Source organism: Planctomycetota bacterium (assembly GCA_021414025.1).
In the GTDB taxonomy this organism is placed as follows: domain Bacteria; phylum Planctomycetota; class Phycisphaerae; order Phycisphaerales; family SM1A02; genus SYAC01.
In genome coordinates this window covers 108,848-129,973 of record JAIOPG010000007.1, presented here as the reverse complement: position 1 = coordinate 129,973, position 21,126 = coordinate 108,848, and the positions used below count along the sequence as shown (strand labels likewise).

Annotated in this window: 17 protein-coding genes and 1 other RNA gene; 13 read left to right on the top strand and 5 right to left on the bottom strand. The window is 66.8% G+C overall.

The features are described from left to right. Window positions 1-3 precede the first annotated feature (3 nt). Both K8R92_09675 and pgi read right to left on the bottom strand, forming a co-directional pair. Window positions 4-1,701 (bottom strand): STAS domain-containing protein, encoded by a 1,698-nt coding sequence (locus tag K8R92_09675; GenBank protein ID MCE9620164.1) that lies wholly within the window; start codon window positions 1,699-1,701, stop codon window positions 4-6. A 50-nt stretch (window positions 1,702-1,751) separates the two neighbouring features. Then, window positions 1,752-3,410 (bottom strand): glucose-6-phosphate isomerase, encoded by a 1,659-nt coding sequence (pgi, locus tag K8R92_09670; GenBank protein MCE9620163.1) that lies wholly within the window; start codon window positions 3,408-3,410, stop codon window positions 1,752-1,754. A 126-nt stretch (window positions 3,411-3,536) separates the two neighbouring features. On the opposite strand from pgi, the gene tal reads away from it, so the two are divergent. After that, window positions 3,537-4,616 (top strand): transaldolase, encoded by a 1,080-nt coding sequence (gene tal / locus K8R92_09665; protein MCE9620162.1) that lies wholly within the window; start codon window positions 3,537-3,539, stop codon window positions 4,614-4,616. Between the two features lie 19 nt (window positions 4,617-4,635). Next, on the top strand, window positions 4,636-5,916 hold the full coding sequence (gene tyrS / locus K8R92_09660) for a tyrosine--tRNA ligase (protein ID MCE9620161.1): 1,281 nt from the start codon (window positions 4,636-4,638) through the stop codon (window positions 5,914-5,916). Here tyrS and K8R92_09655 read toward each other — a convergent pair whose 3' ends face one another. Together K8R92_09655 and K8R92_09650 are read right to left on the bottom strand one after the other, a co-directional pair. Beyond that, a complete protein-coding gene (locus tag K8R92_09655) occupies window positions 5,917-6,972 on the bottom strand; it encodes a hypothetical protein (GenBank protein MCE9620160.1) in 1,056 nt (351 codons plus the stop codon). It lies immediately after the preceding gene. After that, window positions 6,972-7,994 (bottom strand): diadenylate cyclase, encoded by a 1,023-nt coding sequence (locus tag K8R92_09650; GenBank protein ID MCE9620159.1) that lies wholly within the window; start codon window positions 7,992-7,994, stop codon window positions 6,972-6,974. Before K8R92_09650 ends, K8R92_09655 begins: the two co-directional genes overlap by 1 nt. 49 nt (window positions 7,995-8,043) lie before the next feature. Here K8R92_09650 and K8R92_09645 point away from each other — a divergent pair, with 49 nt between their 5' ends. The 4 genes from K8R92_09645 (at window position 8,044) to K8R92_09630 (ending at window position 12,312) form a co-directional block, all read left to right on the top strand. Then, window positions 8,044-8,562 (top strand): hypothetical protein, encoded by a 519-nt coding sequence (locus tag K8R92_09645; protein MCE9620158.1) that lies wholly within the window; start codon window positions 8,044-8,046, stop codon window positions 8,560-8,562. Further along, the gene (locus tag K8R92_09640) at window positions 8,555-9,499 is read left to right on the top strand and encodes a hypothetical protein (protein MCE9620157.1); all 945 of its coding nucleotides are present in this window, start codon (window positions 8,555-8,557) and stop codon (window positions 9,497-9,499) included. The genes K8R92_09645 and K8R92_09640 overlap by 8 nt, the downstream gene beginning before the upstream one ends. Further along, window positions 9,496-10,965, top strand: coding sequence for an RDD family protein (locus tag K8R92_09635; protein ID MCE9620156.1), 1,470 nt, complete (start codon window positions 9,496-9,498; stop codon window positions 10,963-10,965). Before K8R92_09640 ends, K8R92_09635 begins: the two co-directional genes overlap by 4 nt. Before the next feature lie 129 nt (window positions 10,966-11,094). Continuing rightward, window positions 11,095-12,312, top strand: a complete 1,218-nt coding sequence (locus K8R92_09630) for a hypothetical protein (protein MCE9620155.1) — start codon at window positions 11,095-11,097, stop codon at window positions 12,310-12,312. Window positions 12,313-12,374: 62 nt separating this feature from the next. Here K8R92_09630 and K8R92_09625 read toward each other — a convergent pair whose 3' ends face one another. Beyond that, the gene (locus K8R92_09625) at window positions 12,375-13,658 is read right to left on the bottom strand and encodes a hypothetical protein (protein MCE9620154.1); all 1,284 of its coding nucleotides are present in this window, start codon (window positions 13,656-13,658) and stop codon (window positions 12,375-12,377) included. A 61-nt stretch (window positions 13,659-13,719) separates the two neighbouring features. Between K8R92_09625 and ffs the strand changes: the two genes are divergently transcribed. The 7 genes from ffs to hpnE all read left to right on the top strand — a co-directional run bounded on the left by ffs (window position 13,720) and on the right by hpnE (window position 21,123). Then, an RNA gene (ffs, locus tag K8R92_09620) (signal recognition particle sRNA small type) lies at window positions 13,720-13,816 on the top strand. 75 nt (window positions 13,817-13,891) lie between these two features. Further along, window positions 13,892-15,640: a DNA polymerase III subunit gamma/tau gene (gene dnaX / locus K8R92_09615; protein MCE9620153.1), complete on the top strand. Its 1,749-nt coding sequence runs from the start codon at window positions 13,892-13,894 to the stop codon at window positions 15,638-15,640. Window positions 15,641-15,649: 9 nt separating this feature from the next. Next, entirely contained in the window at window positions 15,650-16,291 is a 642-nt protein-coding gene (gene recR / locus K8R92_09610) for a recombination mediator RecR (GenBank protein MCE9620152.1), read from the top strand. A gap of 41 nt (window positions 16,292-16,332) precedes the next feature. Further along, on the top strand, window positions 16,333-17,910 hold the full coding sequence (gene rpoN / locus K8R92_09605) for an RNA polymerase factor sigma-54 (GenBank protein MCE9620151.1): 1,578 nt from the start codon (window positions 16,333-16,335) through the stop codon (window positions 17,908-17,910). Continuing rightward, a complete protein-coding gene (gene hpnC / locus K8R92_09600) occupies window positions 17,907-18,872 on the top strand; it encodes a squalene synthase HpnC (GenBank protein MCE9620150.1) in 966 nt (321 codons plus the stop codon). The genes rpoN and hpnC overlap by 4 nt, the downstream gene beginning before the upstream one ends. Beyond that, entirely contained in the window at window positions 18,869-19,741 is an 873-nt protein-coding gene (locus K8R92_09595) for a phytoene/squalene synthase family protein (GenBank protein MCE9620149.1), read from the top strand. The genes hpnC and K8R92_09595 overlap by 4 nt, the downstream gene beginning before the upstream one ends. Window positions 19,742-19,746: 5 nt before the next feature. Beyond that, complete coding sequence (gene hpnE / locus K8R92_09590) at window positions 19,747-21,123, top strand: hydroxysqualene dehydroxylase HpnE (protein ID MCE9620148.1); 1,377 nt, start codon at window positions 19,747-19,749, stop codon at window positions 21,121-21,123. Window positions 21,124-21,126: the final 3 nt, after the last annotated feature.

Here is a 21,126-nt window from a genome sequence, read left to right as displayed (position 1 = left end):
GGCTCATTGTACTAGGGTGCGCTCGGATTCAAGCACGCGGAAAGCTTCCTGCGCCGTGTCGAAGGTGCGCACGCCGCCGTAGATCTCGGCGAATCCGGCCTGCTCGAGCACTTCGTGCGCCGCGGATTGCACGCCGGTCAGCGCCACCGGAATGCCCGCCTCCTTGAGGCGATTGATCGCGGATTCAAGATTCACGATGCCGGTCGCGTCGATCATCGGCACATCGGTCAGGTCGACCACGGCGGCATATTCGCCTTGGCGAAACTGCACTTCGCTCATGGCGCGCTGGGCGGCGCCGAAGAAGAGCGGGCCGCGAATCCGGTAATACAGAATTCCCGCGGGGGAGGCGCGGACCGTCTCTCCATGCTCGACGGGATTCAGTTCGACCGCCGAGAGCTCGGACATGCGCCGCATGAAAAGAATTGACGCGAGCACGAAGCCGGCGCCGACCGCGACCACCATGTCGAAGACCACCGTCAGCAGGAAGCAGATGAGCAGCGTGGCGCTGTCGCCCAGCGGCGCGGTGCGCACCACGAAGACGCAATGGCGCAAATCGCTCATGCCCCAGGCCACCATCACCAGCAGCGCGGCCAGGCTCGCCATGGGCAGGTAGCCCAGCAGCGGCGCCAGCGCCAGTACCGCGGCCAGCAGGAAGACCGCGTGCACGATCGAGGCCAGCGGCGTGGTGGCCCCCGCGCGGATGTTGGCTGCGGTGCGAGCCAGGGCGCCGGTGGCCGCGAAACCGCCGAAGAGCGGGGCAATCACATTGGCCAGTCCCTGCCCGACCAGCTCGCCGTCGGGGTCGTGGCGCTTGCCGGTGACGCCGTCGGCGATCACCGCGCTGAGCAGACTTTCAATGGCGCCCAGCAGGGCGATCGCCACGGCGGCGCGCAGCAATCCGCGCACCGTGTCGTAGCTCCAGTCGATCGCGGGCAACTGTGCGCTGGCGATCCAAGGCCAGGCAAAGTGCGGCGCCGCCTGCGGAATGCCCGCGACTTCGACGCCATCGATCATGGTGTGGAAGCGGCTGGCGATTGTTGCGGGTTGCCACGCGGGCACGAGCCATCCCAGTCCGATCGCGAGCAGGCTCACCAGCGGCAACACCACCAGCGCCGCGGGAATTTTCCGCCAGAACTTCGCGAAAACGATCAGCAGCATCAACGTCGACACGCCAAGAATCGCGTCCCCCATCTGAAAGCTTGCGAAGGCCTCGACGGACTGGATGAGTTTTTCAATGGCGCTGTCGCTGTGTTCGATGGTGAGTCCGAACATGTCCTTCAATTGAAGAATGGCAATGGACACGGCGATGCCCAGCGTGAATCCGGCGGTGACCGGAAAGGGGATGTATTCCACCAGGCGCCCCATGCGGAAAAAGCCCAGGGCCATCAGCGCCACGCCCGCCGCCATGGAGGCGATCATGAGACCGGCGACGCCGAACTGCGCAACCACCGGCACCAGGATGACAATGAAGGCCGCAGTCGGGCCGGTCACCTGCACGCGCGAGCCGCCGAAGATCGCGGCGACCACGCCGCCGACGATCGCAGTGTAGAGGCCCGCCTGTGGCGGCATGCCCGTGCCGATCGCCAGGGCCATCGAGAGCGGCAGCGCGACCACGCCCACGAGCAATCCGGCGAGCACGTCGCGGCCCAGTCCCCGCGCGGTAACGCCGTCGGCGATCGCGCTTCGACACGCGGTGAACATGATCGGCGTGGATGCGACCTTTTTGCCGCGAAACAGTTTCGCAATGCGCTTCACCGGCCGCGCCACTTGCGGTAGGTCTCGATCAACTGGTTGGTGCTGGAATCATGGGCCGGCTTCTTTGCCGCGCCTGACAACTCGGGAATGATGCGAACGGCCAGGACTTTTCCAAGCTCCACGCCCCATTGGTCAAAGCTGTTGACTCCCCAGATCGTTCCCTGCGTGAAGACCTTGTGCTCGTAGAAGGCGATCAGCCGGCCGAGCATGCGCGGCGAAAGTTTCCTCGCCAGGATGGTGCTCGAAGGACGATTGCCCTCCATCGTCTTGTGGATCGCGAGCCAGTGCGGAACTCCCTCGGCCTCGATCTCCGCGGTGGTCTTGCCAAAGGCCAGCGCCTCGGATTGGGCCAGCACATTGGCGGTGAGAATGTCCTGGTGCTCGCCCATCTCGTGCAGCGGCTCGGCGAAGGCGATGAAGTCGCAGGGGACCAGCTTGGTTCCCTGATGAATCATTTGATAGAAGGCGTGCTGGCCGTTTGTGCCGGGCTGACCCCAGACCACGGGGCAGGTCTGCCACTTCACATGCTTGCCGTCGCGGGTGACATGCTTGCCGTTGGACTCCATCTCCAATTGCTGCAGGTAGGCGCTGAAGCGATCCAGATATTGACAGTAGGGAAGCACCGCCAGCACATCCGCACCGAGGAACTGGTTGTTCCACAAGCCGACCAGCCCCATGATCACCGGCAGATTCTTCTCCAGCGGCGTGGTCTTGAAGTGCTCATCCATGTCGTGAAAACCGTCGAGCATCTCGCGGAAGCCCTCGGCGCCGACCGCGATCATGGTGGAGAGGCCGATCGCGGAATCCATCGAGTAGCGCCCGCCGACCCAATCCCAGAAGCCGAACATGTTCTTGGGGTCGATGCCGAACGCCACGACCTCCTTCTCCGCCGTGCTCACCGCCACAAAGTGCCGCGCCACACTCTTCACGTCGCCGCCCAGCCCCTTCATCGACCATTGCCGCGCCGTGTGCGCGTTGGTCATGGTCTCCATCGTCGTGAAGGTCTTGCTGCTGATGATGAAGAGCGTCTCGGCCGGGTCCAGGTCGCGCGTCTTCTCGTAGAAATCGTTGGCGTCCACATTGGAGACGAAGCGGCAGTCGATCAATGGATGGGCGAAGTTCCGCAGGGCGTCGTGGGCCATGGCGGGGCCGAGGTCGCTGCCGCCGATGCCGATGTTGACCACCGTCTTGATGCGCTTGCCGGTGTGGCCGGTCCACTTGCCGCTGCGGATCGCCTCGGAGAATTCGCCCATGTGGTCGAGCACGGCGTGCACGTCCGGCACCACGTTGCGGCCGTCGGCCTTGATGACTGCGTTGCGCGGCGCCCGCAGCGCCACATGAAGCACCGAGCGATTCTCCGCGTTGTTGATGCGGTCGCCGCGGAACATGGCGTCGCGGTGGGCCTCCAGTCCGCAGGCGCGGGCCAGGGCGAGGAGCAGTTGCAGGGTCTCGCGGGTCACACGCTGCTTGCTGAAGTCAAAGTGCATGTCCAGCGCGTCGATGGCCAGCTCGCTGCCGCGCTTGGGATCCTGCTTGAAGATCTCGCGCAGATGCAGCGGCTTCACCTTGTCGGCGTTGGCCTGCAGTGCCTTCCACTCGGGCCGGCTGTCCAGGGGCGTGATGGGTGAGATCGCTGGGGCGGTGGCGGTGGTCATGGTGGAGTCCTTTGTAAAAAGCCAAAGGTATCCCAACCGGGCGCCGATCGTGGAGGGGCGGAAATGGCCGCCGCGCGATGCGCCGCGGCCCCCGCATCAGCTAAGATTCGGGCCAAGGAGAATCGCATGAAAGCCACCGCACTTCTTTCAATCGCCGGTCAGAGCATCTGGGTCGACAACATCACGCGCAGCATGCTGCAGACGGGGCAGTTGAAGAAGTACATCGACTCCTACAGCGTGGTCGGCCTGACCAGCAATCCCACCATCTTCGAGAAGGCCATCACCGGTTCCAAGGACTACGACCCGCAGATCCGCGAACTGCTGGCCCGCGGCATCGATGGTGAAAAACTTTTCTTCGAGTTGGCGATCGCCGACCTGACCAAGGCGGCGGATCTGTTCAAGCCCACCTTTGATCGGACCGGCGGCGTCGACGGCTGGGTGAGCCTGGAGGTGAGCCCGCTGCTGGCCCGCGACGCCAAGACCACCATCGAGCAGGCGGTCATGCTGCACGGCAAGGCCAATCGACCGAACCTCTACATCAAGGTGCCGGGCACCACGGAGGGATTGGTCGCGATCGAGGAACTGATCTACCGCGGCGTTCCCATCAACGTGACGCTGCTCTTCAGTCCGAAGCAATATCTGGCTGCCGCCAACGCGTACTTGAAGGGGATTGAGCGGCGCCTCAAGGAGGGCAAGTCCCTTTCGGTCGAAAGCGTCGCCAGCCTCTTCGTGAGCCGCTGGGACAAGAAGACCGCGCCGGCCTTGCCTGAGGCGCTCAAGAACACCGCCGGCATCGCGGTGAGCCAGGTCAGCTACAAGGAATATTGCGAGCTCTACTCCAGCGAGCGCTTCCTCAAACTGCAGGCCGCGGGAGCCCGGCCGCAGCGGCTGCTCTTCGCCAGCACCAGCACCAAGGATCCCAAGCTCGCCGACATCATGTACGTCAAGGCGCTGGCCGCGGCGCGCAGCGTGAACACCATGCCCGAGGGAACGCTCAACGATTTCTTTGATCACGGAACGCTTGACGGATTGCTCCGGCCCGATGGCGGAACCGGCCCAACCACCGTGGCGGCCCTTGAAAAGGCGGGCTGCTCCATCGACAAGAACGGCGCTGAGCTGCAGGTGGAGGGCGCCGACTCCTTCAACAAGAGCTGGAACGATCTGCTGGCCCAGATCCACTCCAAGAGCGCGGCGATGGCGCATTGAAAATAGTTAGACTCCGTCCATGGCGAACTCCGACTTCGTTGGCGAACTGACCTGGCGCGGCATGCTGCACCAGACCACCGAGGGTCTGGCTGCGCACATGTCCACGCCGGGACGGGTTGCCTACGCGGGCTTCGACCCGACCGCCGACAGTCTGACCATCGGCAATCTTGTTCCTGCGATTCTGCTGGCGCGGCTGCAGCGCTGCGGCCACAAGCCCATCGTGGTGGTGGGCGGCGCCACCGGCCTGATCGGCGACCCCAGCGGCAAGAGCACCGAGCGGCAGCTGCTCGACCCGGTCCAGGTGCACAAGAACGTGCAGGGGCAGCGCAAGGATTTCGAGAAGATCCTGGACTTCACCGGCCCCAACGCCGCGATCATCGTGGACAACGCCGAGTGGCTGCTGAAGATGGGTTACATCGAGGTGCTGCGCGACGTGGGCAAGCACTTCAGCATCAACCAGATGGTGACCCGCGACAGCGTGGCCAACCGGCTGGAGAGCCGCGAGCAGGGGCTCAGTTACACCGAGTTCAGCTACATGATTCTGCAGGCCTACGACTTTGCCCACCTCTACAAGGCCCACAAGTGCACGGTGCAGCTGGGCGGCAGCGATCAGTATGGAAACATCCTCAGCGGCATCGATCTGATTCGCCGCCTCTCGCACGGCGAAGGCTTCGGCCTGACGGCGCCGCTGCTGCTGAAATCCGACGGCACCAAGTTCGGCAAGAGCGAGTCGGGCAATGTCTGGCTGAGCCCGGCGCGGACCTCGCCCTATCGCTTCCACCAGTTCTGGCTCAACGCCGCGGACGATGAGGTCGGCAAATTGCTGCGCTGGTTCACCTTCATGGATCGCGGCGCCATCGAGGCGCTGGAGGCGCAGCAGAAGGCCAATCCTTCGGAGCGGGCGGCGCAGAAGGCGCTGGCCGACTCCGTGACCGAGATGATCCATGGAGCGAAGGAGCTCGCTCGCGCCAAGGCGGCGGCCTCCGCGCTTTTCTCCGGCGATGTCCGCGCTCTCGACGCCCAGCTTCTGGGTGAGGTCACCCAGGATGTCACCACCACCTCCATCGCCGCCGGCTCGCTCGAGGGCGAAGGCACGGTGCTGCTGGACCTGCTCGCCGCGACGCCGCTGGCGGCCAGCAAGCGCGAGGCCCGGGATTTCCTGTCCGCCGGCGCGGTGAGCGTGAACGGCGAAAAGGCCGCAGCCGACGCCCGCCTGACCCGCAAGGATCTGCTGCACGGCACGACGATCCTGCTGCGCCGCGGCAAGAAGCAGTGGCACGCGGTGAAGGTCGCCAACTGATCAGGGAGATTTCGGCGTCACCGGCGCGGGCTCGGCGTCCGGCACGGTCGACGTCGTCGGCTTCGGCTCGATCTTCAGCGCGATTTCCGGATTCAGGATCTGCTTGCCGCCTACGCTCTCCACGCTGACCCGAGGCGGCAGGATCCAGCTCTGCACCGCCTTCTTGGCGATCTTGCTTCCCAGGTCGCCGCTGGTGAGCGGCACGATGGCGGTGACGGTGAACTTGCCGCTCTCGATTTCCTTCAGCGCGTCGGGCGGGCCGACCAGTGTGACGTCGCGCAGCACGCCGCCCTCCTGGTTGATGACGACGTCGAAGCCCTTGAGATCGGTGGGCGAGCCGGCGATCTGCACGCCGACGGTCGCCAGATTGAGGCTCTCGGTCTTGCGCCGCAGTGTGAAGGTCACCTCCGCATGGTCGGGCACGAAGGTCACCTGCTCCGGCTTCACGGGAACCGACTCCGGCAGGCGCAGTTTGGCCGTGGCCCTGTTCATGCCGGGCGTCAGGTCCTTGGCGTCCACCACCGCCTCCACCTGAATGCCCTTGACGGCTTCGGCGGCGGAGGCGGGCAAGGTGACCAGGGCCACCGAAGGATCGACCGAGGCGGATTCGAAGTCCGCCAGCGGAATCTTGACCACCAGCGGATATTGCGTGGTGGTCAGGCTTCCCACCAGGACCTTGGCGGACTCGGGTCGCGAGGCGAGCACCGTGGCGTCGGTGGCGATCACCTGGGGCAGGTCATTGATGGCGCTGGCGAGCATGACGTTGTAGGTGCCGTCGACCCCGGGGAAATTCTCGGTGCCGCTGGGGATCGCCACGCCTTCGTCCAGCAAGGTCTGGATGCGCTCGATGCTCGCAGGGCTGGCCTTCACCGAGAGCGTGATGGCAAAGGTCTTGGTGGGATCGACGAAGTGCTGGGCGGGATCCGAGGAGCGGAAGGCGACCGTTCCCTTGAGCTCGCGGATCTCGCGGGTGCGGTCCGCGGCCCAGGTCCAGATGAGCAGCGTGGCGATCATCGCCACGAAAATGGTCGAGATTCTCGAGGTCCAGTTGCCCATCACGCGCTCCGCCGCACGGAGCGGCCGTCGGAATCGTTCTCGGGCTGCTCGTGATCGTCGGGATGGCCCCGGTTGTCGTGGTGCTCGTGCGCGTCCTCCTCATGCTCCGCGGCGGCGGCCATCGTGGCCTGCGCGTTCACCTCGGAGTGAATGGTGTGGTCGGGCTGCACCATGATGGGCGCGTCGATGCCGCCGACTTTGCTGACAAAGCGACCCAGCAGCGAGCGCTGCTTGGGCCGGCGCAGACCGCGCGAGAGCCGGTGCCGCAGCCCCGCGGCGAAGTCTTCCTGGTCGACGGGCTCGGAGAGGTCGCCGCGCTCGGAGAAGCGGATGTGCCCGCTTTCCTCGCTGACGATCACCACCACGCAGTCGCTCTCCAGCGAGGCGCCCATGGCGGCGCGGTGGCGGGCGCCCAGCTTCATGCCCGCGATCGGATCGGCGATGGGTAGCTGCACGCTGGCAGCCGCGATCCGCTCGCCGCGGATGATCACGGCCAGGTCGTGCAGCGGGCTCGAGGGCCAGAAGATGCTCTCGATCAGCTCGGCGCTGATCCGGGCGTCGATCACCACGCCCTGGGCCACCAGCCCCGCGAGCGAGGTGCTGCGCTCAATCACGATGAGCGCGCCGAACTGGTTGCGGCTGAGGAACTCCACCGAGCCCTCCAGGGCGTCGACCACCGGATCGATGCGCCGCCGCTCCGAGGGGGACATGGTCTGGCCGATGCGGACCATCGCCTGGCGCAGCTCGGGCTGGAAGATCACCAGCATGAAGATGGCGATGGCGCTCATCAGTCCCTCGCTCAGGAAGCGCAGGCGCGAGAAGGATTCGCTGAAGAGGCCGGCGAAGCGGATGCCCAGCACCAGCACCGCGATGAGCACGATGATGCCCTTGAAGACGCCCGCGCCGCGCGTGCCCTGCAGGAACCGCAGCATGATCAGAACGCCAACGAAAATCACCAGCAATTCGATGGCGATGGCCACCGGCTGCCCGCCGTGAAAGAGCTGGGTGAGTCGATCGAACACGCTCGAACTGTACCACGCACCCTCGGGCCGGAGCGATAGGATCCAAGGGATGAACCGCGAAGCAACGCCACTTTCCATCGGCAAGGCCACCTACCTCTGCGCGGCCAGTGGCGAGGTGCTCGCGGCGGGCACCACCTGCATGTCTGCCATCCGCGAGGGCGCCGAGCAGCGCCTCGAGCGACTCGATTTCTCCATGGCGGCCTGGCTCGCCGGCGCCCGTCCCGAGGGCATGGTCTGCTTCTGGAAGACGGTCATGCCCGAGCCCGACCGCAAGCGCGGCATCGTGATCGACGACGAGGCGGTGGAGGAAATCTTCGAGCGCCTCGCGGGCGATGACCGGCCCAACCGCGTCGCGATCCGCTGGCTGCTGGCCATGATCCTGCTGCGCAAGCGCCGGCTCAAGCATCTGCGAGTGGAGCACCGCGACAAGCTGGAGGTCTGGCTCTTCGCGCGGCGCGGCCAGGCGGAGGGTGCGGCACCGGTCGAGGTGCAGCGGCCCACGCTGGACGATTCCGCGGTGCAGGCCCTGGCCGACGAGCTGGGCGAAATCGCCTCCTTCGATGGGTGAGTCGAGCGTGGCCATGCGCGACTTTGTCCTTGGCTTCGCATGCGTTCTGGGGATGGGAGTGCTTGCTTCTTGCGCTGCGCCACCCAGCACGACGTCGAGTGCATCGACCAATCCGAAAACTTCCACCGATGGACCATCGACCGGAGCGGGGGAATCCACAAATAACTCGCAGCCTCCCAGCGCCGCGTCGATCGTCGCTCAGCAGAATCACCGCGTTGCGGGATTGATGCGCTTCGCCGCACGCGGCAGCGCGGAGCTGCGCTGGCGCGACGATGCGGGCGACCACTTTGAACAAGCCCAGGTCGACCTGGCATGGCGAAAGGGCGGACAGGAAATTTCACTTCGCGCCGACAAGATGGGCGAGCGCCTGGCCTGGGCCGGCGCCAGTCCGACCCAGTGGTGGCTTTTTGAACCCAAGCGGGAACCCAGCCGTCTGTGGCTTGGCGCACGCAATCGCCCCGTGCCCGATTCGCTTCTGCCTTTCGCGGGGCCAGACGCGCTGCTTGAGTTGCTGGCCGCTTTGCCGTGGCCCGATCAAATCACCTGCACCAATGTCGATCCGGGAACTTTCACCGCAGAGTTTGCCCGGACGCCGCGGGGCGAATGGTCGAGGAGTCGCATTCAAGTGGACCGGGCGAACAACCTTCCGATCCATGTCTGGCTGCTTGACGCCAAGGGCCAGGCGCTGGCCGAGAGCGAATTGTCGCAGCCCGTGCTGGCGGCGATGGACCACCTGCCCATGGCGGACCGACCCATGGTGGCGAGCAAGATCATCTTGAAATCGGTTTCCAATGTGGGCACCTGGCAGATCTTCTGGGATGAGCCCGGCGCCCGCGAGGACCGCCTGAAGGATCGGCTCTTCGACCTTGAGGTGATCCGCTCCGTCATGCTTCCGGCGGAAACCATCGACCTGGAGAAGGCGCCGGCGAAGCAATGAGCCTGATCGCACGAGGCGGGATCGCCCTTCTGGCCGTCGCGATCGCCATGGGCGCAGCGACGGAAAAGAATTTCACCACCATCGCCGCCAGCTCGGGCACGCACCTCTGGTGGATCTTCAAGGGCGACGCGCAATTCGAGCTCCTGCACCATGCGGGAGTGGCACCGCCGGATCACTACCGGATCGCTGCGGCCTTCGTGGAGCGTCCCGTCGCGATCGCCGCCGACGGCGACAAGGTGTGGGTCGCATTCGCATCCACGTCGGGGCGAATGGAAGTTGTTTCGGGAGGCACGCACTTCAATCCGGCGAGCGAACTCTGGTTCACCACTCCCAATGGCAGCCTGCAGTTGTGTCCCAGCATTGCGGGCGAGTCACTGGAGTCCCTGGCCGCCTTCGACGGCGAGCCGTGGGCGATCGTCTCGGGCGAGCGCGGCGCCCGCTGCCTGCGCGGCGGCGCCTGGAGCGAGGTCGAGCTGCCCGGGGCACTCCAGACGGGCTCGCAGCGCCGGCTCGCCTCCACCGGTGGCGCCCTGAATGTGCTGGGCCGCGATTCCAGCGGCGCCCTCCTGCGCTTCAAGCGCGAGCGCGATCGCTGGATCGAGTCGGCGCTGGACGCCCCGGGATTTCTCTATGCCGTTGATCATTCGGCGCGCTTCGCCTGCGTGGCCAGCGCGAAGCCTTCCGAGGAGTCGCTCTTCTGGGTCGAGGCTGGAACGCTCGCGCCGATTGCGCCTGGGCCCGCGTTCAACCGGCAGGTCCTGGGACTGGGCGAGGGATTCGCCGCGGTGGGGGAGTTCGTCCAAGGCGCGCTCCACGAGTCGCCGATCACGCCGGAGCTGCAGCTGCTGCCCTCCGGCGCCTCACTGTTTTCGATGCCGATCCAGATTCAACTTCAGGAATCCACGGCCAGCCGGTGGTTCTACCTGCCCATCATCGGCGTGCTCTCCTTCGCGGCGCTCATCGCCGCCTTCATGGTGCGCTCGCTCTCCGCGCCGGACCTGACCGGCGAGGACATTCTGGAGAATCCCGAGATTGCCGAGTGGTCGCCTTTGGAGAAGGGACGGCGCCTGCTGGCGACCGCGATCGACCTGCTGCCCTGCGCGATTGCCGCGCTGGTGATCCTGGACGCAAAATTCACCGCCATCCTGGTGCCCCAGTTCTGGAGCGCCGACATCCAGCTCTCCACGCCCTACCTGGTGATGGTCGCGGCCGCGGTTCTCTTCTCCACGATGGAGGAGATCGCCTTCGGGTGCAGCATGGGCAAGCGGCTGGTGGGAGGGCGCGTGGTGGCGCTGGGCGGCGGGCCCGCGGCCTGGTGGCAGCATCTGGTCCGCAATCTGCTCAAGGGGTTGGTGCTGCTGGCGCCGGTTCTCGCAATCCCTAGTTTGTTCAGTCCGCACGGCATCGGCATTCCGGAGATTCTTTCCCGGACCGCGGTCGCGGAGGGCGAGCGCGACGCGGAGTGAGAGCGCGTTGGCCCGGGAATTTGTGGGGTTTGCGCCGCGATCGAGCCGATGCACTGGTGCAGTCGCGTCCGGCCGCTGCCGCGCGTATGGAGACTCGCGGCACGAAGCGCTCAAGGGGCACGGAGGCCCATGGTGACCAGGAGTTCCAGCATCAATCCGTTTTCGCGGAAGCCGCAGGTGTGGCTCGGCGCCCTGCTGGCGGCGGTGGTGCCCATCGGCGCGGTGACGTGGAAATCCTGGCGCTCCTCGACGACCGCCGCGCCGCATTCGGAAGCCGCGGCAAAAGTCGCACCCAAAATTTCACCAAGCGCGGCGGATCAAACCAATGCAGCGTCGACTCCGACCGCGTCCGTCGGCGGCATCCAGGCGTGGTTCGAGGGGGCCGCCAATCCCTTCCTCACCACGGCCCAAGCGAAGGATCGCCGCAACAAGGAGGCGCTGGCGAAGGTGGAGGCTGCCTTGAAGGGGCGCAGCGATGTGGAGGAGGTCCGCATCTTGGCGGAGGAGAGCGCCGAGAAAAACCCGAAAAACGCCCGCAAACCGGCGGCGGTTGTCTCCATCCGCACGCGCGGCGGCTCGCTGCCGCTGGAACTGGCCGACACCGCCGGCGCCCTGGTGGCTGCGGCACTGCCGACCCTGGTCGCCGAGGATGTCGAAGTGATCGACGAGCGCAACGGAATGCGAGTCCGCGCCCGCAGCCAGGACGCGAGCGAATGGATGGTGGCCCGCACGGCCCTGGAGATCGCCGCCGCGTGCGAGCAGCAGGAGTCAACGGCGGACCTCGTCCGCGGCGCGACGAATGAACCGCCCGCGGGCGCGCTTCCCGCGATCGCTCCGGGCGGCGGACCGAGGAACGCTCCGCCGTTGACCTCGCCGCGTGACTCGATGGTGGGGCGCAAGGCCTCGACGGATTGGATTCCCTGGTGGTCGCCGCCCGCGGCGATGGCGATGCTGGGACTCGCTGCGCTGGGATGGGGCATCGTCCGCAGCCGCATGGCGAACCATCACTACCCGCCGCTGGCGCTGACATCGAACCTGCCGATCGCCAAGCCGGAGCTCTGGAGCGAGCCGCTCGCCCTGGCCCTGCACACGGGGGTCGCGGAAAGGCCGGCGCTGATCGCGGCTTCGCTGGTAGAGCGCCTCGAGTCGGCGCCCTCGTCGCGCCAGGAGGTGGCCACGCTGATGCTGGAGCTGGAGCCCTGGGCGGCCTCGCGGATTCTTGCCGTGCTGCCCAACCGCTCGCTGGATGTGCTCGAGCAGGCGATCCGTCAGCCCGCGACCGCGGTCTCGCCGCAGCAGGTGCGAGCTCTTGCCGAAGCGATGATTTCGCTCCGCGCCGCCGCGTGATTTCAAAAACTCAGCGGCGCTGACACGCAGCAGTCGTTTTGATTCGCCATTGAAACCATCGTTCAGCCGCGCCGCGGATTGCGCCTTGGATCGGGCTCGCTGCTGGACGCCGGGACATGCGGCTCCCTTGGCTGATGCGTCGCCGCCGCGGCCATGCTGGCCCGCGTCGCGGGGGCCGGGCCCTCGAGCTTGGCGAAAAGCAATCGCCCCGCGTTGGTCTGCACGGAGTTTCCGACCGTCGCATCCACCGTCGCTCCGATGCGATTCACCGCGTCCTCGACCACCACCATGGTTCCATCGGGCAGATAGCCCACGCCCTGGCCGGCGGCCTCGCCCGCCTTGATGATCGCCACCGTCACCACATCGCCCACGCCGAAGGTTGGACGCAGCGACGCCACCATGGTGCCGATGTTGACGATGGTCACCCCCTGGATCTTGCCCACCGACTCCAGGTTCGAGTCGGTGGTGAGAATGCGCAGCCCGTCCCCCTGTGCGGCCTCAAGCAGCAGGCGGTCCACGCTCAGGCCGGAGACGCGGAAGTTCTGCAGCGAGACCTCGGTCCAGGCGTTCTCGCGCAGCTTGATCAGGTTCTCCAGGCCGCGCCGCCCGCGCGTGCGCTTGGACCGGTCGGAGCTGTCGGCCAGGCGCTGCAGCTCGTCCACCACGAAATTGGCGATGACCAGCGGTGCGTCGAGCAGCTTCGTGTTGGAGAGCGGAATGATGCGGCCGTCGATGAGCACGCTGGTGTCCACCAGCCAGGGGCGCACGCCGCGGCGCGTGCGGCTGAACTCCACGTAGGGAATCACCAGGCGGAAGTCGTCCTTGGTGTTGAGCACCACGCTCACGCTGAAGTAGCAGATGATCAGGCCGACGACCGACTTGCTCAGGTTCAAGTAGATCTTCACCGTGGCGTCGCCGATTTCCCAGGCATTGGCCACCGTGTCCAGCAACGCGCCGAAGGCCACGGCGCCGACCAGCCCGAAGCAGACGCCGATGTAGATGCCGACCACGCCCGCCATCCGCTTGTTGGGGGTCAGCGCGTCGATCACCACCACCAGCACGCCGACCGCCACCGTCGCGATCACCAATCCAGCGATCATGGAGAAGCTGAAATCGAACGTGGTCTTCACGCTGCTCACGGTGAGCAACGTCAGGCAGACCAGAAGCACGATGAACAGAAACCGCACCGCCTGCATCATGAAGCGGCCGCTGCGGGCGTCGGTGGATTCCACGCTGGAGAGCGGCGGATCGCTGGTGGTCGCGGAGAAGCCGCCGCCGACCTCCGGAAGGTCGTTCGATTCTTTGCGTTTTTCCTCGGGGGAATCCGCCGGTGTCTCCTGGGGCATGGCGCGATTGTACGGCGGCGGAGGGCGAGGCTAGGATTCGGGCTTCAGTGCTTTCGAGGACGGTCGGGCCCGCTTGATGGACGCCATGTGAACCTGGTCAGAGCTTGACGGCAGCAGCCATAAGCAGCGGAGCCCATGCAAGCGCCAGCCTGACCGTCCTCGGAAGCATTGGGATGGATCGAACCTTGGCGAAGAAACCCAAAACAACTTCCGAATCCGGCGACGCCACTGCGATGCCCGAGGCGCTCATCCCCGGAGCCCTGGAGCCGGTCGCCCGCGCCGATGGATCCACCGGCGGCTACACCGTGCTGGCGCGGCGCTACCGCTCCGCCCATTTCGACGAATTGATCGGGCAGGAGAGCATTTCCCGCACGCTGCAGAATGCGATCGCCATGAACCGCATCGCCCATGCTTACCTTTTCTGCGGCACGCGCGGCGTGGGCAAGACCAGCATGGCGCGTGTGCTGGCCCGGGCCCTCAACGCGCCCAAGGAATTGACCCAGGCCGCCGCCATCTCCGCCAGCATCCTGCGCGGCGAGGACATGGACGTCATCGAGATCGACGGCGCCAGCAACCGCGGCGTGGACGACGCCCGCGACCTGATTTCCAAGGCGGGCATCCTGCCGGCGCGGAGCCCCTACAAGATCTACATCATCGACGAAGTGCACATGCTCACCACGCCGGCCTTCAACGCGCTGCTCAAGACCATGGAGGAGCCGCCGCCGCACGTGAAGTTTATTTTGTGCACCACCGAACCGCACAAGGTGCCCGCGACCATTCAGAGCCGCTGCCAGCGCTTCGACTTCAAGCCCATCGCCACGGGAAAAATTGCCGAGCATCTGCGCGCCGTCATTGGCAAGGAAGGCCTGAAGGCCGAAGACGCCGCCATTCACCTGGTCGCCAAGCTCGGCAACGGAAGCATGCGCGACGCGCTGAGCCTGCTGGACCGGCTGATCGCCGCAGCCAGCGGGGACATTTCCACTCGGATGGCCGAAGAGGTGCTGGGTCTTCCCGACGCGGGACTGGTCTCGGCGGTCACCACCGCGATCGCCGACGGCGACGCCAAGGCCGGGCTCGAAGCCGCGGCGGCGCTGCTGGAATCAGGCTGTCCGGCGGAGCAGGCTCTGGAATACTTCGCCGCGCGGTGGCGCGATTTCCTGGTGGTGCGGACGTGCGGCAAGGAGACGGACCTGGTGGATCTTTCCGCGGAGGGCCGGGCGATGGCCGCCAAGCAGGCGGATCACTTCGAACCTCACGAGCTCGTGCATTTTGTGGCGGTCTGCGAGGCCGCCATCAAGAGCATCCGCAACAGCGGCTCGCCGCGGACGATCTTCGACGCCACCGTGGCGAGGCTCTGCCTGCACCGCGAGTTCCAGCGGGTGGAGCAAGCCGTCGCCGGTGTGTCACGCCCCATCGAGGGCGAAAAAAAAAAGGTAGGTAGCCCGGAGGCGGCGGGGGCGGGCTTCACGGCTCCCGCTGCGCCGAGGAGTTCGCTCGCCACGCCGACGACCCGGCCCGCTCAACCCGCGGCTCCTGTTGCGGCGCCAAATTCATCGCTCTCTTCCAATGATGCACTCAGCGCCGAGGAGGCCTGGAAGAAAATCTCGACCGTGGCCAACTCGACCCCCGAGCGCACGCTCGCGGAGTCCTTCGTGCCCGTGTCGCTGCGCGACCGCAGGCTCACGCTTCGCGCCGCCGAGAACGCCGGCGGCGCCGCCAACTACGCCGCGCGGCGCAGCGAGATGCTGCAGACCATGGCGACCCGGGCGCTGGGCCCCGGTTGGAAGCTGGAGTTCGAGGCCGCCGCCGAGGCGCCGCCCCAGGCGGTCAAGCCGATGCACGGACTCGACAAGGATCTGCTGCAGATGCCGCTGGTGCGCGAGGCCATGGAGGCCTTCGACGCGATCGTGGTCAAGGTGGAGCAGCCCGGCGCCGCGCTGCTGGCAGCCGCGCCGCCGCAAACCGATTCGGCGGAGGCGTAGGATCGGACCATGGCGAAGGAGCGCACCAATTCCGCCCAGCCCGAGCCGGTCACCCGGCTGGTCGACGAGCTCTCGCGCCTGCCCGGCGTGGGCCGTCGCACCGCGGAGCGGCTCGCCTTTCATCTGCTGAAATCCACCCGCGAGGAGGCCATGCGCCTCTCCAAGGCGATCGCCGACGTGAAGACCGACGTGCATCATTGCAGCGTCTGCTGGAACCTGACCGACGGCGATCCCTGCAGCATCTGCGCCGACGCGCGGCGCGACGCGTCGATGGTGATGGTGGTGGAGCAGCCCAAGGACCTGTGGAACCTGGAGCAGACCGGCATGTTCCGCGGCGTCTACCACATCCTGATGGGAAGGCTCTCGCCGCTGGAGGGCGTCGGCGCCGACAGCCTGACCGCCAACGATCTATTGCGCCGCGTGCGCGAAGCGTCAAAAAATGCGCGGGGTGTCAAAGTGACAGAGGTGATCCTGGCGCTCAATCCCGACATGGAGGGCGACAGCACCGGGCTCTATCTCGCCGAACCGCTGCAATCCCTGGGGGTCCAGGTCACCCGTTTGGCGCGCGGACTTCCCGCGGGCAGCCAGATCGAGTTCGCCAACCGCGCCGCTTTGGCAGACGCCGTCGCCGGACGTCGTCCGATGAGCTGATTCGACGCGTCGCGTCCGCGCCGCCGCCGTAGTATGTGCGGATGCGTTTCGACCTCTCGCAAAAACTCCGCACCTCACAGCAGCTGCGCCTGGCGCCGCGGCTGATCCAGAGCATGGAAGTGCTGCAGATGCCGCTGGCCCAGTTGCAGGAGCGCGTGGAGCAGGAGCTGGAGCGCAACGTCGCCATCGAGCAGGTCGAGCCCGAGGCCGGCGACGAGGAGCCCGCCGAGGCGCCCGAGGCGGTGGAGCAGGAAATCCCGGAGAAGCCGCTGCTCAGCGGTGAAAGCGGCGAGACCGGCGAGGCCTTCGAGCGGGCCCGCGAGTTCGAGCGCGACTACGGCGAGGGGGTGCAGGCGACGCGCCGCTCCGACGGCGACCGAGACGTGAAATACGAGATGCTGGCCCAGACCGCCGCCCGGCGCGAGCCGCTGAGCGAGCAGCTGCGCAAGCAATGGAGCCTGATCGAAACCGACGCCGCCACGCTGGAGGCGGGCCGGGCGATCCTGGATTTCGTGGACGACGACGGCCTGCTCTCTGCGGACCTGGAGGCGATCGCGGCCCATGGCGCCAAGGATGGAACGCAGGACGGGACGAAAAACGGAACCAAGAATGGAGAGCACGAAGGCCGGCACTTCTCCGCCCGCGAACTGGAGCGCGTGCTGCCGCTGCTGCAGCAGTGGCTCGAGCCCGCCGGCGTGGCGGCGCGGGATGTCCAGGAGAGCCTGCTCATCCAGATCGACGCCAAGCTGGACTCGCGGCGCTGGAACGAGCGCCCCTCGGCGCAGGACGAGGCGGCGTGGAACGACGCACGCATCCTGGTGCGCGATTACTACGACGACTTCCTCGAGAACCGGCTTCCCAAGATCGCCTCGCGCAGCGGCATGAACGTGGAGCGCATCGAGGCCGCCAAGGAGCGCCTGCGCCGCCTCACCATCTCGCCCGGCCGCGACCTGACCGATGAGACCGAGCGCCCGGTGGTGCCCGACGTCATGGTCGAGTTCGACCCGGAGCAGGACCGCTACATCGCGGCGATCTGCGACGGCTCGGTGCCGCCGCTGCGGGTAAGCACGCGCTACTCCGCCATGGCGGAGCGCGATTCCACCGATCCGGCGACCAAGAAATTCGTGCAGGACGGCATCCGCTCGGCGAGCTGGCTCATCGACGCCATCACCCAGCGCAAGAACACCCTGCTGAAGGTGGTGGAGATCGTCCTGGAGCGGCAGCGCGAATGGTTCGACGAGGGCTCGGGACATCTGCGCCCGCTGCCGATGATGGATGTGGCGGAGCGCATCGGCGTGCACGTGGCAACGGTCAGCCGCGCCGTCGCCGGCAAGTGGATGCAGACGCCGCGCGGCCTGGTGGAGCTGCGCAAGTTCTTCACCGGCGGCACCGAAAACGCCGATGGCGAGAGCGTGAGCTGGGAGGCCGTCCGCACGGTGCTGCAGGAGATCGTCGACGCCGAGGACAAAACCCGGCCGCTCTCGGACGAGGCCATCGCCACGCAGTTGCGCGAGCGCGGGATCACCATCGCCCGGCGCACCGTGGTGAAATACCGCGAGCAGATGGGCATCCAGCCGGCGCGCCGCCGACGACGACACACCAATGGAGAGCACGCGTGAGTCAGGCTCTTGAGACGCCGGCCACGGCGATGCTGCAGCGCTGGGGGCCCGGTGTTCGCGCGGGCATGACTCAAGCCGAGGCCGCCACGTGGTGCCGAGAGTTCACCCGCTCGCGCAGTGAGAATTTTCCCGTGCTCAGTGCGCTGCTTCCGGAAAAGTCGCGCGGTGACTTCGCGGCGATCTACGCCTTCTGCCGCTGGGCCGACGACCTGGGCGACGAGGCGACGAGCCCCGAGAAGGCGCTTGAGCTGCTCGCCTGGTGGCGACAGGAATTGCAGGAGTGCTACCGCGGTGCGCCGAAGCACCCCATCATGGTCGCGCTGGCGCCGGTGATCCAGCGCCACGATCTGCCCGAGCACCTCTTCGACCAGCTGATTCAGGCCTTCGAATGGGACAACCGCCAGAACCGCTGGGAATCCATGGATGAGCTTGAGCGCTACTGCTCGCTCAGCGCCGATCCGGTGGGGCGTCTGGTGCTTGCCGTGCTGGGCGAGTCGCGCGACGAATCCATCAGCGAGCTGTCGGATTGCGTCTGCACCGCGCTGCAATTGGTCAACCACTGGCAGGACGTTCGCCGCGATCTGCTGGCGCGCGACCGCATCTACCTGCCGCGTGAGGCGTGGAATCACATCCCGGACTTCGAGGAGCGGCTTCTGGCCACGGCGCGGCAAGGCTGGGCCCCGGATCTGGAGTTCCTGCCCGCCTACCGTGAGATGCTCGCCAAGCTCTGCGACCACACCGAGGCGCTTTTCAACCAGGGCGACGCGCTGCTGGAAGGGATTTCCCCGCGCTCGCGCCCCGTCGTCGGTCTCTTCGCCGCCGGAGGCCGCGGCGTGCTCAGGCACATCCGCCTCTGGGACTACGAAACCTGCATCCGCAGGCCGAGCATGGGCCGCGCGGAGAAGCTCCTCCTGATCGCCAAATCCTGGCTGGCCTCGCGCCTGGGACGGAGCGCGGCGTGAATCCATCCCTCCAGGAGGCGGTGGAGGCGTGCGAGACCATCACGCGGCAGCGGGCCCGCAACTTCCACTACGGACTTCGGCTCACGCCGCCCGATCGGCGCTGGGCCATGTACGCGGTCTACGCCTGGATGCGCGAGGCCGATGACCTGGTCGATGACATCGAGCGCGATCCCAACGAGCGCAATCGGCGCCTGCAGGCCTACCGCGAGGCGACCGACGCAGCGCTGGAGGGCCGCGTGCAGACGCAGACGCCGGCGCTGATCGCGCTGACCGAGGCGGCGAAGCGCTTCAAGCTTGAGAAGCAGGAGTTTCACGACATGCTCGACGGGCAGGTCAGCGATCTCGAGCCCGCGAAATTCGAAACGTGGCCGCAGCTGCGCCGCTTCTGCTACCAGGTGGCGGGCACGGTGGGTCTGGTGTGCATCCGTATCTGGGGCTACCGCGGCGAGGAGGCGACCAAGCTGGCGGTGGAGCGGGGGATCGCCTTTCAATTGACCAACATCCTGCGCGACTTCCGCGAGGACGCCGACAGCGGGCGCTGCTACCTGCCGCTCTCGGAGTTCCAGGCGATGGAATTGACGCCGGAAATCGTGCGCGACTGGTCGGCCCCCGACCGCTGCGGCGAGTTCATCCTCGCCCAGTGCCAGCGCGCCCGCGCCCATTACGACCGCAGCGCGCCGCTGGACAGCATGATCGATCCTTCGTGCCTGCCCACGCTCTGGGCGATGACGGAGATCTACAAGAGCGTGCTGACCAAGATCGAGGCCGATCCGCAGCTGGCCGTGCATGGGCGGGCGCGGCTCAGCGCCCTGCGCAAGGTGTGGATCGCGCTGCGGGCCAAGCGCGCCCACGCCGGGGCCGCGCGGTGAGGAGAGTGGCGATCGTCGGCGGAGGCATCGCCGGAATCGCCGCGGCGATCCGCCTGGCCGAGGCGGGACTGACGCCGATCGTGCTGGAGACACGAAAGAAACTCGGCGGCCGAGCCACCAGCTTCGCCGATCCGCGCACCGGAAAAATGCTGGACAACTGCCAGCATGTGGCGATGGGCTGCTGCGTGAACCTGCTGGATTTCTACCAGCGCCTGGGTGTCCTCGATCGGATGCAGTGGCATCCGGCGACCTATTGGGCGAATCCGCCCCACGCGCCCGACGAGATGCGCGCCGGTTGGCTGCCGGCGCCGGCCCAGTTCACCGGAAGCTTTCTGCGGATGCGCATGATCTCGCTCATGGACAAGGTCGCGATCGCGCGAGCCATGCTCAAGCTGATGCGGCTTGGTTTCGCGGGGCGCGATCGCTGGCGCGGGCGAGTCTTCCTGGAGTTTCTCACCGAGACGCGGCAGACCTTGAATGCGATCCAGCGTTTCTGGGAGCCCGTGGTGGTGAGCGCCTGCAACCTGCCCTCGTCGCGGGTGGACGCGCCCTTCGCCATGAAGGTGTTTCAGGAAGGGTTTCTCAGTCATCGCTTCGCCAGCCAGATGGCGCTGAGCGCCGTGCCGCTGCTGGATCTCTACGACCCCGCCGAGTCGATCATCGCCCAGGCCGGCGGCGAAGTCCGGCTTGGCGTGAGTGCCCAGGCAATCGCTTTCGATGGGCGGCGCGCGACCGGCGTGGTGACCGACGAGGGGCTGGTCGATGCGGTGGCGGTGATCTCCACGGTGCCGCCCGATCGACTGCAGAAATTGTGCTCGCCCGTTTTGCAGGCGGCCGACGCGCGGCTGCAGCACCTGGATGAAATTTCCACCAGCCCGATCCTGGGCGTGCATCTGGTCTATGAAACCCCGGTGCTCAAGCAACCGCATCTCGTGCTGCCCGCCCGCGCCACGCAGTGGCTCTTCAACAAGGGCATCGACGAGTCAGGCCGGCAGCACATCCACGCGGTCATCTCCGCGGCCGACGCGTGGATGGAACTGGACGAGGCGGAGATTTCGCGGCGCGTTCGCCTGGACATTGAATGGGCCTGCCCCGATGCCCGCGGCCGCGAGCCGGTCGAGGTGCGCTCGGTCAAGGAAAAGCGGGCAACCTTCGCCGCGCTTCCCGGCTTCGAGGCGCTGCGGCCCGGCCCGCGCCCGTGTCCGACCGGCGGCGTCGACAATCTGATCCTGGCGGGGGACTGGTGCGACACCGGTTGGCCCGCCACCATGGAAGGCGCTGTGCGCTCGGGCTACGCCGCGGCGGATGCCATCACCAATCAATCGTCGCTCCAGGCCGATCTGCCCGTGGCGATTCTGGCCCGCGCCGCGGGTCTGGGTTGAGCG

What these genes read in the sequence shown, in the direction of transcription:
- K8R92_09675 (MCE9620164.1), bottom strand. Translation starts at nt 1,701, where the DNA reads ATGTTCACCGCGTGTCGAAGCGCGATCGCCGACGGCGTTACCGCGCGG.
- pgi (MCE9620163.1), bottom strand. Translation starts at nt 3,410, where the DNA reads ATGACCACCGCCACCGCCCCAGCGATCTCACCCATCACGCCCCTGGAC.
- tal (MCE9620162.1), top strand. Translation starts at nt 3,537, where the DNA reads ATGAAAGCCACCGCACTTCTTTCAATCGCCGGTCAGAGCATCTGGGTC.
- tyrS (MCE9620161.1), top strand. Translation starts at nt 4,636, where the DNA reads ATGGCGAACTCCGACTTCGTTGGCGAACTGACCTGGCGCGGCATGCTG.
- K8R92_09655 (MCE9620160.1), bottom strand. Translation starts at nt 6,972, where the DNA reads ATGGGCAACTGGACCTCGAGAATCTCGACCATTTTCGTGGCGATGATC.
- K8R92_09645 (MCE9620158.1), top strand. Translation starts at nt 8,044, where the DNA reads ATGAACCGCGAAGCAACGCCACTTTCCATCGGCAAGGCCACCTACCTC.
- K8R92_09640 (MCE9620157.1), top strand. Translation starts at nt 8,555, where the DNA reads ATGGGTGAGTCGAGCGTGGCCATGCGCGACTTTGTCCTTGGCTTCGCA.
- K8R92_09635 (MCE9620156.1), top strand. Translation starts at nt 9,496, where the DNA reads ATGAGCCTGATCGCACGAGGCGGGATCGCCCTTCTGGCCGTCGCGATC.
- K8R92_09630 (MCE9620155.1), top strand. Translation starts at nt 11,095, where the DNA reads ATGGTGACCAGGAGTTCCAGCATCAATCCGTTTTCGCGGAAGCCGCAG.
- K8R92_09625 (MCE9620154.1), bottom strand. Translation starts at nt 13,658, where the DNA reads ATGCCCCAGGAGACACCGGCGGATTCCCCCGAGGAAAAACGCAAAGAA.
- dnaX (MCE9620153.1), top strand. Translation starts at nt 13,892, where the DNA reads ATGCCCGAGGCGCTCATCCCCGGAGCCCTGGAGCCGGTCGCCCGCGCC.
- recR (MCE9620152.1), top strand. Translation starts at nt 15,650, where the DNA reads ATGGCGAAGGAGCGCACCAATTCCGCCCAGCCCGAGCCGGTCACCCGG.
- rpoN (MCE9620151.1), top strand. Translation starts at nt 16,333, where the DNA reads ATGCGTTTCGACCTCTCGCAAAAACTCCGCACCTCACAGCAGCTGCGC.